The organism is Paenarthrobacter sp. NPDC089988 (genome assembly GCF_044748465.1).
Taxonomy (GTDB): Bacteria; Actinomycetota; Actinomycetes; order Actinomycetales; family Micrococcaceae; genus Arthrobacter.
On the sequence record NZ_JBIVGD010000005.1, the window covers coordinates 210,887 to 222,305 of the forward strand.

General features: G+C 66.4%; 10 protein-coding genes. 2 read left to right on the forward strand and 8 right to left on the reverse strand.

Features of this window, described 5'->3' with window-relative positions:
• Positions 1-41 precede the first annotated feature (41 nt).
• The 8 genes from ACIPV6_RS09140 to ACIPV6_RS09175 form a co-directional block, all read right to left on the reverse strand.
• Positions 42-1,388: a patatin-like phospholipase family protein gene (locus ACIPV6_RS09140; protein WP_400270560.1), complete on the reverse strand. Its 1,347-nt coding sequence runs from the start codon at positions 1,386-1,388 to the stop codon at positions 42-44.
• Entirely contained in the window at positions 1,385-1,834 is a 450-nt protein-coding gene (locus ACIPV6_RS09145; protein ID WP_400270561.1) for a hypothetical protein, read from the reverse strand. Before ACIPV6_RS09145 ends, ACIPV6_RS09140 begins: the two co-directional genes overlap by 4 nt.
• Positions 1,831-2,313, reverse strand: coding sequence for a hypothetical protein (locus tag ACIPV6_RS09150; RefSeq protein ID WP_400270562.1), 483 nt, complete (start codon positions 2,311-2,313; stop codon positions 1,831-1,833). Before ACIPV6_RS09150 ends, ACIPV6_RS09145 begins: the two co-directional genes overlap by 4 nt.
• Positions 2,310-3,275 (reverse strand): acetoacetate decarboxylase family protein, encoded by a 966-nt coding sequence (locus ACIPV6_RS09155; protein WP_400270563.1) that lies wholly within the window; start codon positions 3,273-3,275, stop codon positions 2,310-2,312. Before ACIPV6_RS09155 ends, ACIPV6_RS09150 begins: the two co-directional genes overlap by 4 nt.
• Positions 3,276-3,279: 4 nt before the next feature.
• Positions 3,280-4,326 (reverse strand): alpha/beta fold hydrolase, encoded by a 1,047-nt coding sequence (locus ACIPV6_RS09160; protein ID WP_400270564.1) that lies wholly within the window; start codon positions 4,324-4,326, stop codon positions 3,280-3,282.
• A complete protein-coding gene (locus tag ACIPV6_RS09165; protein WP_400270565.1) occupies positions 4,323-6,383 on the reverse strand; it encodes a hypothetical protein in 2,061 nt (686 codons plus the stop codon). The genes ACIPV6_RS09160 and ACIPV6_RS09165 overlap by 4 nt, the downstream gene beginning before the upstream one ends.
• 6 nt (positions 6,384-6,389) lie before the next feature.
• The gene (locus ACIPV6_RS09170; protein WP_400270566.1) at positions 6,390-9,233 is read right to left on the reverse strand and encodes a GMC oxidoreductase; all 2,844 of its coding nucleotides are present in this window, start codon (positions 9,231-9,233) and stop codon (positions 6,390-6,392) included.
• Between the two features lie 76 nt (positions 9,234-9,309).
• Positions 9,310-9,777: a hypothetical protein gene (locus ACIPV6_RS09175; protein WP_400270567.1), complete on the reverse strand. Its 468-nt coding sequence runs from the start codon at positions 9,775-9,777 to the stop codon at positions 9,310-9,312.
• A gap of 83 nt (positions 9,778-9,860) precedes the next feature.
• Between ACIPV6_RS09175 and ACIPV6_RS09180 the strand changes: the two genes are divergently transcribed.
• Entirely contained in the window at positions 9,861-10,631 is a 771-nt protein-coding gene (locus ACIPV6_RS09180) for an SDR family oxidoreductase (protein WP_400270568.1), read from the forward strand.
• 40 nt (positions 10,632-10,671) lie between these two features.
• Positions 10,672-11,265 carry a dihydrofolate reductase family protein gene (locus ACIPV6_RS09185; RefSeq protein ID WP_400270569.1) on the forward strand — a complete coding sequence of 198 codons (594 nt, stop codon included), beginning with the start codon at positions 10,672-10,674 and terminating at the stop codon, positions 11,263-11,265.
• Positions 11,266-11,419 lie beyond the last annotated feature (154 nt).

Here is an 11,419-nt window from a genome sequence, read left to right on the forward strand (position 1 = left end):
GTTGATGCAGGCATGGGGTGACACGACGGCGGCGGGACCATTCAGTACCGGCGCAGCAGTTCCCGCAAGCCGTTCGCCGCAAACCCCGCCACGGCCGCAGCACGGTCCACGACTCCGTGTGCGCCCACGGGTTCAATCGAGGCCAGAAGCCCCGCGGCATCTGCAAGGCTCATGGCCAGTTCGGCCCTGGCATCTCCGATAGCGATGGTTGCGCGGCGCGAATCTGACCACGCGTCCAGGCCCGGATCATCGTGCAAGGTGCGCGTGACGGCGAGATCCTGCCACCCGCCGTCGAGCCATATCCGGCCCCGATAGGTGACCTCTGCCGCGTCCGTTTCCAGGCGACCGTCGGCAACAAACGCCCTCCCGCCAAAACCGGGATGGTCCACGTAACCGGTGACCTGCGGGGGTTCACCGGAGGCCACGGTGGGAAGCACCACCGTTGCCCGGAACGTGAGCGGGTCGTCGCCGATCCTGCCGCGCAGGGTGTCATTGAAGCGCAGACCCGGCGCGGGGTCTGTCATGGCCGTGCAACTGGAATCCTTGGCGAGGCCCTCCGCCGTCATGGAGTCCAGGTATGCCCGGGCGTCACGGTAGCCCATGCCCATCAGGGTGTCTGCGTCCACGCGGCCCAGGTAGAACTCGGGATCCAGTGGCAGCGGGTGCGCAGGACGGATCACGTGCAGTACAAACTCGCGCCCCACGGCGGCAGCGGCCTCGAAATCTGCAAGCAAGGCACCCATGGCGCTCATTTCGATCATGTGCACGTACTGCTCCAAGGGCCCGTCGCCCCAGTACGGGGAGTTCCCGATGCACCAAATAAGCCAGACTTCGGTGGCTCCGCGGCGGAGCGCCTCAGCCACGTTGGCATCGCGCATCCACACGGCGTCGCTCCAGATCTTTCCGTCGCGACGGAGCGGTGTCAGGAAAATGGGCAGCGACATTCCCGCCGCCATCAGTTCGGCGTCGATGTCCTTGGCGTCGATCGCGTGGCACCGTTTTTCGATGAACTCCACCACGTTGAAGGAACCTTCGACGGCGCCCGGTTCCGCCGCGCGCCCACGGATGGTGGCGTCGTTGATCCCCAGGGCGGGGAAGACTTTGTCCAGGATGCCGTCGGCATCACCAACCGCAGGCAGCGACCACGGTCCTTTGAGGTAGTCGCCAACCGGGAGGGCAGAGCCGAAATCCTTGACGTCCACGCCGGACCAGCCCTGGCACATTTCCCTCGCGGACACTCCGGAGAGCAGCATGCCCGCGGTCAAGATGCCCCCGGAGGCGGCGTCGACGTGGTGGAACTCGAGGCCTTCCTCCTCGAGGGCGCGCATCACGCCCGCCTGCCAGGCCACGCGCATGCCGCCGCCCGCAAGGACCAGGGAGCGTTTCACTGTTGCAGGCCCGGGCCGGCACCCAGCCGGCGCCAATAGATGAAGAGGAGCACCGCCGTCGCCAGGTCAAAAAAGGCGACCAGCAGCGCAATCGGCGAGAACACTCCGTTCAGCACCCCGATTCCCACCGCACCGAAAGCACCCGCCTTCTGCACGCCGGACCACAGGACAACTTCCGGGGACGGCACCGCATTGAGCAAGGTGTGGAGGAGGAGTCCGCCAACCACCACCATGAACATTCCCACGGTGCCGAACAACTGGCGGGCCTCCGGCGTGGGATCGGCACCGAGCAATTGGAGCAACGGCCCGCCAAAAGGAACCTCCACCACGCCCGTGATCACCGTGACGACGGCAATGGCCGCGAGGACCGCGCGCAGCGGATCTGCGATGGCCCAGGCCACCGTGCCCGGAGGGTGTGGCTTGCGGGATTCAGCGTGGGCGCTCATGAGAAGGACTCCAGGAGCCGTCCTCGGTCCACCAGCAGCCAGACCATGGCCGCCCACGTGAGCGTGGAGACGTAGAAGCGGATGTCGTTGAGGAGCATCCACCGTTGCAGGAGTGCGCGCAGTTCAGCGTCGTCCTTGAAATCGCCGCCACGGATGCGGACATTGATGGGGATGATGATGCCCTGCCCCACCACGGTCAGCGTGATGATGCCCACCAGGCAGATGATCGCCGGGATGAGACGGATGGTGCCCCACTCGGACCACACCAGGATGCCGCCGGAGATGAACATGATGGGCACCACCACGGTGAAGAATTTGGTGGCTGCCCGGGTGGGGATGCCGAAGTGCATGTCCACGTTGTCCCTGGCCAGCGACCGCCAGGTGGGGTAGAGGAAGAACTTGAGGACCCACATGGTGCCCACGTACATGGTGGCGCCAAAGAGGAAATACAGCGCGTTGATGAGCAGGAGCCAGTTCACAGGGCACCGTCCGCGGCCCGGTCTGCCGCGCCGGGCACCCTGCTGCGGTCCGGGGGCGTCAGCCATTCCTGTCCCTGGCCAAGGTCCGTGACGCTGTCCAACATGTCCCCGCCACGGATACCGGCGGCCCCGGCTTCCGTAGGAGCGGTAAGGAACCAGGCTTCGTAGTGGTCGTCCAGGACGCCGTGGGCCTGTGGCAGCCAGGCGGTGAAGATCGGCTTGCTTTCCACCTGGAGCTTCTTCAAAGGTTCGACGCCGGGCGCGTCACCGAGGATGAGCCGGGCCTTGGCCTGCGCGCCGAGGGCGATGTCGCCTGTCGCTTCGAAGTAGATGTCCGATTTCCAGAGCATGTTCCGGAACGCACAGTAATTGGAGGCCGCGAGTTTGAGCGGCAGCCCAAGGGGTTCCGGCCGTTCGATCTCGATGTAGCAGCCCAGTTGGCCGTCCTTGTCGTACTGGGCGGAGACACTGGAATCCGTGACGACGAAGTCCAGGTTGGCCTGGTGCTTGGGCATGCCCCAAATGCCCTTCCCGCCCTTGACCGAGATCTCCGTGCTGACGGGGAGGTCCACCACGAACTGGCCGAGCTTGAAGGTTTTCTGGAAGAGCAAGGGGAGGATGGGCGGTGCCGGGCGGCTGCCGTGTGTGATGGCAATGGCCAGGGAGTATTCGATGTACTTGCCGATGTCCGTGGATTTGTAGTTGACCACGGTTACCACCAAGAGCCCTTTGCCGCCCAGGCTGAATGGCCGCAGTTCCGTGCCCGGGAGCACGGAGGCGGCGGCCCGTTTGTTGATGGGGAAAGCGGCCATGAGCACAGGCGAGTCGTCGGAGTTTACGGGCATGAGGTACTTGATGCCGTCGGCCTGGGCATACTGCCCCCGGAGCCGCTCCTGGCGTCTCGGTACCGGCGAGGGCATGAGCTTGAGCAGCGGAGTGACCAGTTCGGTGAGCGTTTTCATGGGTTCAGCTCCTGCTGCCGTTGAGTTCACTGAGTATGACCGGGAAAGTGTCCTGCCAGGCGTGTTCTCCGAAGAACACGTCCAAGTGGCCGTAGCCGGGGATGAGGTGGAGGGAGTCCTTTCCTGGGCGGTGCCTCTGGAAGAACTCGTAACTGCGTTGCTGGCTTTCAGGCAGGAAGCACAGGTTGTCCATGCCTGCGATGAAGGCGAACCGGGCATCGGTTTGGGGAGCCTCGGACACGTAGTTGTCCGGCAATTCCGGATGGTCGCCCGCCGCCACCATGTGCCCGGCTTTGATGCTGCGGCCCATCTCTTCGAAGAACGTGACCGGAACCTCTGCGAATTCGCCGCTGAGCCACTCGTGCGTGGCCTCGTCCAGGTTCTCGTGCGCCCACAGCGCCGGGCGGCCGCTTCCGTAGGTGAAACTGACCATTTTGCAGACCGTGTTGTCACACTCGTGGTGCGTGGCCTTGACCAGCCCGCGGATGGCCCGGGTGAAGTAGCCCTGCGACTTGTAGCCCCAGGCGGGCGACAGGTAGGGCGTGAAGACCTTCACCACTGGCGTGAGGTAGTCGATCTTGAGCCGCGAGAAGGCCGGCACCACGGGGTGGAGGGAGACGGCGTTGGACACGATCGTGTCCACTTGCGGCAGGAGCCCGGCCACCGCGGACATGGTGAACGATGTGGATCCCTGGCAGTGGATCACGGCTTTCATGGTTTCGGCGCCCGTGGCCTTGAGGACATGCTCGACGGCGGCGGGATGGTCGTAGACGGCGGCGTCGGCAAGCGTCCAGGACAGGGGATCGAGGTCGATGGATGCCCGCCAGTTAAGCATCCACACGTCCCATCCGTCTTCGAGGAGCACGTCCACGATAGTGGTCCGGATCGGCGGCCGGAACAGCTCGGCGCGGACACCCGATCCGTGGACCAGCAGCACGGGACCCTTGCTGGTCTCGGCCGGCGAGGTTACATGGACCAGGCTGAGCGGGGTATTGTCCCGGGCACGGAACGGGATGACCTCGGTCCGGTGCTCGGCACGGGTGATGATCATGGTGCGGTTCCCTTCCGTGCGATGATGATGGGTTCTTCAAGCAGCCGCACGGCAGGCAGGCCGGACTCCGGAACCAGCCGCGCGCCGTCGTTCGTGTCCTGGAGCCGCCAGTCGCGGCAGATGGTGTCAACCACCAGCGGGTAGACGGTCAGGGTACCGTCCGCCGCGAGGTGGAGGCGGAGGAAGCCCTTGTGGTCCTCGATGGATTGCCCTGACATCTTCCACGTGGACACCTCACCGCTGGGCGTGGACAGGATGAACAGGGCGAACGCCTCGCTGCCCAGCACCCAGCCGCCCGCATGGACCAGCGCTAGGGCCAGCAGCACCACCACGACGTCCGGCCACCCGCGGGGCCACGGAACCAGGATCACGACGGCGGCACTCACCGCGAGCGCGGACAGCTGGTAGAGCACGCCGCGGGTGAAGACCACGATGCCGGTCTTGGCGATGCCGAGCATGCGGGCCGTGAGCACCGTGATTCCGAGGAGGAACGGCATGGCCAGGACCAGGAGCACGATGAGCAGGAGGGTGTTTCCGTGGGTCAGTCCACGGAGGCTGCCCACGAAGGATTCCCCGCGGAAGGCGCTGAAGACAGTCCAGGCCGTCAAGGCGGCCACCACGTGGACGAACCCCATGGAAAGCCCGAAGCCGGGGTTGCGGGCCGGCAGCCACGAGGGCGAGAAGGGGTTGGCCAGTCGGGGACCCAGGAGGTGGGAGTCGGACTGGCCGGGGTAGATGGTGGAAGCACGGGCGAAGCGTCTGCCTGTTGCCGGCGTTTGGCTGCCGCTGGGAACGCTGGATGATTCACCGGGTTCGGCGGGGGCCGGTAGGAGGAGCTCGTCCGGCAGCCAGTGGGCGTCGGAGAGGTAGGCCCCGCCGAGGCCGCAGGTGATGAGTTGGGTTTTGGCTGGTCCCGTCGCGGTTCTGTCTTCGTAGCGCGAGTAGTGGTGGAGGTCGCCCGTGAGCCAGAGCCGGACGTTCGCCCCGGTGGATTCGAAGTGGCCGGTAGCGGGGTTGAACCGGCGGCGCAGGTAGTCCTGTTCGAAGAAATTTGCCTGGCGGAATTCGTTGGGTCTTTCGGCGGCGTGGGCTGCGTCCGCGTCAACCCAGATGGGGGAAGCGACGCAGAGGATGATCGCGTCCCCGGGCTGCAGCTGCAGTGTGACGTTGCGGTAGAAGTAGTCCAGTTGGGGTTCGTCGATGTATTGGCCCAGTTGGCTGTCGAGTCCCAGCAGCCACCAACCGGGCGTGCCGCTGCGTCCAGGGGCCGGGCCTTCGCCAGTGAGCCTGAGGGCGAAGTAGCTGCGGGATTGGATGGTCCGCCAGGCTCCGATGTTCCGTTGCCGGGTGAAGGTGCGGATGAACGAGGTGAGGCCGTCGTACCAGTCGTGGTTGCCGGGGAGCGCGAGCATGACTGGAACCTCGTTGCGTGGCCCGCTCTGCGTTGAATCCGCCGGGTTTGGGGCGTTGTGCGGGCCCCGCAACGCAGGATTCCGCTCGGGGAACGCGGTCCTGTAGGGTCCCACCATCCGGTTTTCGTAGGCCGCCGGGGACGCGACTGGGTAGACCTCGTCCCCGCCCAGCACAAGGACGTTGCCGCGGGGTAGTTCCTCTCCTGCCACCGACAAGGCGTCCTGCGCCAGCAACGACGCCACCGTGTAGGTTGCGTCGAAGCCGTCCCCGAGGTCTGCGGTGAAGTCGAGCCACAGATCCTTGGCAGGGGCAGCGCGGTCCGCGGCAGCAGTGCGGCCTTGGTTGGCCGCGTGCTCCGCGGTCCCGGCAAGCTCGCCTGCCGCAAGTTCACCCGGGCCGGGAAGTCCGCGGCTCGTGACCGGAGGCTGGGCAGGTTGGCCGGGGATTGGGAGCTTGTCCAGACGCAGGAGGTCGCCCGGGAAGCCGCCTTCCAGCTCGCGTTTGTCGCCGAAGTCCGCGAAAACCGTGGCCGCCATGACCTTCAACGCCGTCCGGGCCAGGGACATGGGTGCGAGCCACCGGACCGCGGGCTGGGGAGTGAAGCCCAAGAGGCCCCTGTGTTGGGCGAGCTCCCAGCTTTTCATCGCGTCTCAGCGGCCTGGACGATTCGGAGTGCGGGAAGATCTGAGCGGGAATGGCACACGCCGGATGCCGCGCCCGTAGACCTGCCACAACTCGCCTGCGAACAGCTTCACGAAGGCCGCCAGACCGGCAGCCGGCGCCGGGCCCTCCGCCCGGAACGTCGTCAATTGCTTCGCGAAAGCGAGCGGCCGGATGTACAGGATGCCGGCCCCAACCACGCCTGGGTCCGCCGCCACGGAGCCGGAATCCGTCTCCTGGGTGTCAGCGTCCGACGGCTTGGTGTCGGCGTCCGGCGGCACGTGCCCGCGAAGGATGGTCGCGTACAGGATGGTAGTGTCCGGCCAGAGGTCGAAGCCCGCCTCATTGTGGATCTGCTTGTAGCCGGTAAACGTGAACGGCGTGCCCCCGGGATCGCGCAGCCACAAACGGTACAGCATGCGCCGGGCGGGGCGCCCGTCCTTGGACTCGTCCTCCACGAACAGGTTGAACCAGCCACGCTCCACGGGCATGCGGCCCCCGAAATAGTCGGCCAGGACGTACCCCTCTGCCTTGGCGGGATGGCTCGGATCCGCGACGAACGCCTCCATGTCCTCGGCAATGATGGTGAGCTCGAACATGATCTTCCGGCTCCGGTCCCGGCCCAGCATGCGGCCCTTCTCCGCGTCGGAAACGCCGGGACTGAACCATCCATGCATCTGCTCGGTGAATCGAACCGAGGTGGCGGGTGGCGGAGCCGCGGCGGGCGGTGTCAGCCCGCGAGCGCGCCCTTGGGAAGCGTCGGTGCCGCCAGGAGCCGGGCCCGCGGCGGGCGGTGCCAGCCCGCGAGGGCTCGCCTGGGGAGCATCGGTACCGCCAGGAACCGCGCCCGCGGGCTGTTCCTTGCGCGCCCCTTTGCCTTTGGTAGCGTCAGGCGCCAGTGACCGCGGTGCGCTCGCGCCGACGTCGACGACGGCGCCCGCCGCCTCTGCCTGCAAGGTCACCGGACTGCCGTGGCCCGGGTCGGCAACTTCCGCCACTGCGTCCTCCCCAGCCGCGTCCTCCGCCGCCGCGTCAGAGGGCGCGATCCCGCGATGCCCGGCAGGCCGGCGTCGTTCACTTGATGGACCGCCGTCGAGGATCCGCGCACACGCCCGCTCGGCAAACGCCGCGATGGTCAGGGAAGGGTTGGCGCCCACGGGGCCGGGCATCGCCGCCCCGTCCACCACGAACAACCCGGGGTAGCCGAAGACTTCGCCGTAGGAATCGCAGACGGCCTCGCCCGGATGCCGCCCGGACGGTGCCCCGCCGATCGGATGCACGGTGATGACGCGCTTGGCCCACCACAACGGGTTGTCCACGAAGTTCCCGTCCAGGTCCTTGGCGATGGACTCCATGGTTGCCCGGACACGTCCGAAGTACTCCTTGGACGTCGCCATGGTCCACGCAATGGCAAGTCGCCCATCGTTCAGGGTCATGACGCCGTCGGGAATGTCCCGGCCCATGCCCAACAGCGGTACCGAACTGGACGACAACCGGCCATCGCCCAACGCCGCTGCAAGGTCCGCGGACACGTTGGAGCGGCCTGCCTCGAACAGCCTGTCCTTCAGCAGTTGGCCGGCAACCCGGGCGGTGCGGATGGCAGCAGTGCGGAGTTGCGCTGTTTCCATGAGCCAGTTGATGAAGGCGGGATACCCTGCGTCCTCAACGTAGTAGCCGCGACCGTCGCCGTCGTCGTCATTCGCATCCGGAACCCTGATCGCCGTGGTGATCACCGGCCCCCGGCTGCCGGTGAGGGTCCGCACACCGGGGCGGGACCCGTTGGTGGCCGGTGTCTTGGCGTCCATGATGAAGGTCAGGAGGTCTCCGTTGCCGCTGAACCGGGTGCCCAGGGTTTCGCTCAGGGCGGGGAGCGAGCCACGGTTGCGCAGGAGCAGGAAATTGGTGCCGAACGTGCCCGCCCCGAGGATCAACCGTGAGCAGTGGATGATCTGCTCGGTGAGGAGTTCGCCCTGGTTCTCGGGATGGTGGACCACGTAACGGACCTCGTACCCGCCGCCGGGCAAGGGCCTGATGCCGCGGACATCATGGAAGGTGCGGACATCTGCACCTTTCGCGGCCGCCGCCGAGATGTAGTTGTGGTCCAGCGTGTTCTTGGCGCCCGCGTTGCAGCCGATATCGCATTCGCCGCTGAGCGTGCAGGTGGTCCGGACGGTGTGGGGGCCGTGGATGCTCCCATACTCCGGCAGAGGCAGCGGGTGGTTGGTCCGCGGGTCTCCGCCCGGGGTTGGCGCGAACGTCACGGCGATCGGTGGGCGGCTGATGGACAAGCCCAACGTCGCGGCAGTGCTTTCCATCGCCAGGGTCTTGGCCGTGTCCTTCCACGGATAGGGGACCGGCTGGAGCATGGCCTCGGCGGCATCGTAGTAAGGGTCCAGGTCTTCGCGGGTGAAGGGCCAGTTTTCGTAGCCGCCGCCCGGGATGGGGGACTCGTTCACGAACCACTTTTCATCCTTGCGCAGCAGGACGTTCGCGTAGATGAGCGAGCCGCCGCCCAAACCGCTGGACACCAACCCTTCAGTGCCGCGGAAGGTCCAGGCGTCGAACAGCCCGTACAGGCCACGGTCCGGATCCCAGAAGTTCCGGCCCATTTCCGACGGCGACCGGGCGAAACTCCCCGGCGGATAAGGCTTGCCGCGTTCCATGAGCACCACGGACTGCCCGGCCTCGGCCAAGCGAAGCGCAGCCACCGAACCGCCGAAGCCCGACCCCACCACCACGGCGTCGACTTTCTCAGGGGGGCTGCCGTGGCGTGCCGAATCGATGCCGGGCTCCTGCCCCGGATTCCCAGTGTTCGCGTACCCCAGACGAACCATGGCCGTTCCCCTCAAACGAGAGCTGACCTGGAGTTACCCGAACGTGGCCGGGCGATGCCTCCGCGGATTATGGCCCTTATGTTCCCACCGGTCCGGGAATCTGTCCATGAGGTGGAGTAATCCGGGTGTAGACCATGTCGAAGTCGTGCTCCAGCGGTCCGCCGGGATACGTGCCACGCTCCAAGTGCGCGGTGATGGTCTTCCCGTCGTCGCTGAAGCGGCCCACGAAGCGTTGCGGCCAGTCGGGACCGTCCCGGAACAGCGTCCACACGCCGTCCCGGAGCGTCATGTCATAGATCCGGGCCACGCCGCGCGAATCGAAGTAGTGCTGCTGGAACGCCCCGTCCGAGCCGGTGGCTCCGATCACGGAGACCGTGTTGGGGTACTCCGGTCGCTGCACCGTGGAACGCTGGATCAGGAAGCCGCCGCCTTCCAGCCACTCGAACGTGGTCCGGCCCTGGGTCTCCGCGCTGGGAATGGTGGTTTCCCACTCGCCGACCAGGATGTTCAGTTGCTCCAACGTGGGTTCCGGTTCGCGTGCCATGTCAGTCCCTTTGTGGATGTGAAGTCGCGGATGTGAACAGGTTCAGCGTAGGACCCTCGGCATGTACCGCATAGGGTCGAATCATGGATCATCCCTCTCAGGTTGCCGTCATCACGGGTGTTGGAAGGCGGCGTTCGATCGGCGCTGCATTGGCCGCAGGCTTGGCACGCGATGGCTGGAACCTCGTCCTCAACCATTGGAAACCCTACGACGACCGGCTCGGCCTTGAGGCGTCACCCGACGATGCCACCGCCATTGCCGCCGAATGCCGCGAACTCGGTGCCGCCGTCGAACTCGTCCCGGGCGACCTCAGCGATCCCTCCGTGCCCGCCGCGCTCATGGCTGCCGGGCAGTCGATGGGGACCGTGACCGGACTGGTCATGTCCCACTGCGAGTCGGTGGACAGCAGCATCCTGACGACCTCCGTGGAAAGCTGGGACCGGCATTTCGCGGTCAACTCGCGGGCCACCTGGCTGCTCATCAAGGCGCTCGCGGAGCAACTGCCCACTGTCCCGGCTGGTGAGGTGGGTGCGCGGATCGTGGCGCTGACCAGCGACCATACCGTCCACAACCTGCCGTACGGCGCCAGCAAAGGCGCGCTGGACAGGATCGTGACGGCGGCAGCCGTGGAGTTGGCGGACAGGGGAGTGCGCGCCAACGTGATCAACCCGGGCCCGATCGACACCGGCTGGATGGACGACGCCGTTCGCGGCTGGGCGGTAGGGGCCACTCCGGCGGGACGCCTGGGCACACCCGCGGACACGGCCAAACTGGTGCGGTTCCTGTTCTCCGACGCCGGCTCATGGATCAACGGCCAGGTCCTGCACAGCAACGGCGGCTTCAACGTGTCCTGAACCCGTGACCATTCCGTTGATCCGGTGGCAGGATGGGCGCATGAGCCAAGTTACCTGTGATCTCACCGTGTCCCTTGACGGCTTTGTAGCCGGTCCCAACCAGTCCATGGAGCAACCTTTGGGTGCCGGTGGCGAGACATTGCACCGCTGGCAGTTCCAGGAGCGCGATACCAACGCAGCGGAAGTGGCCGGGATCCTCGAAGCCGGCGCGTACATCATGGGGAGGAACATGTTCGCCGGTCCCGGCGAAGGGATCTGGCCGGCCGATTGGCGCGGCTGGTGGGGTGAGGAGCCGCCGTATCACGCTCCGGTCTTCGTCCTGACCTCCCACGCCCAAGAGCCCTTGGCCATGGAGGGCGGCACCACGTTCCATTTCGTGAAGGACCCCATTGAGTCTGTGCTTGCCCGGGCCCGCGAAGCTGCCGGCGGGAAAAACGTCGCGATTGCCGGTGGAGCATCGACGGCCCGGCAGTTCCTGGCGGCCGGCCTCATTGATGAGCTTCGGCTCCACGTTGCCCCTGTAATCCTGGGAAGCGGAGAGCGCTTGTTGGACGGCGTGGGCGAGCTGAAGCTTGAGCCCTTGGAGGTGCGGGGGACCCGGCTGGTTTCACACCTTCGCTACAAAGTGGGCTAAGGCCCCTTGTGGACCGGCGGCGCTGAGTTCGTGGGAGAGCGGCGAAGTCGCCGCAAGCTCGGTATGTATCAAGCTGTTTGTGACAGCGTGGTGGGTTGTTTGTGGTTGATGCCTGCGCTTGGTGGGATTCCGGGGGCGGTGGGCCTTCGGCGGT

Excerpts from the sequence above, each read along its gene's own strand:
- ACIPV6_RS09180 (WP_400270568.1), top strand. The coding sequence starts at position 9,861 with ATGGATCATCCCTCTCAGGTTGCCGTCATCACGGGTGTTGGAAGGCGG.
- ACIPV6_RS09145 (WP_400270561.1), bottom strand. The coding sequence starts at position 1,834 with ATGAGCGCCCACGCTGAATCCCGCAAGCCACACCCTCCGGGCACGGTG.
- ACIPV6_RS09165 (WP_400270565.1), bottom strand. The coding sequence starts at position 6,383 with ATGAAAAGCTGGGAGCTCGCCCAACACAGGGGCCTCTTGGGCTTCACT.
- ACIPV6_RS09170 (WP_400270566.1), bottom strand. The coding sequence starts at position 9,233 with ATGGTTCGTCTGGGGTACGCGAACACTGGGAATCCGGGGCAGGAGCCC.
- ACIPV6_RS09175 (WP_400270567.1), bottom strand. The coding sequence starts at position 9,777 with ATGGCACGCGAACCGGAACCCACGTTGGAGCAACTGAACATCCTGGTC.
- ACIPV6_RS09185 (WP_400270569.1), top strand. The coding sequence starts at position 10,672 with ATGAGCCAAGTTACCTGTGATCTCACCGTGTCCCTTGACGGCTTTGTA.
- ACIPV6_RS09155 (WP_400270563.1), bottom strand. The coding sequence starts at position 3,275 with ATGAAAACGCTCACCGAACTGGTCACTCCGCTGCTCAAGCTCATGCCC.
- ACIPV6_RS09160 (WP_400270564.1), bottom strand. The coding sequence starts at position 4,326 with ATGATCATCACCCGTGCCGAGCACCGGACCGAGGTCATCCCGTTCCGT.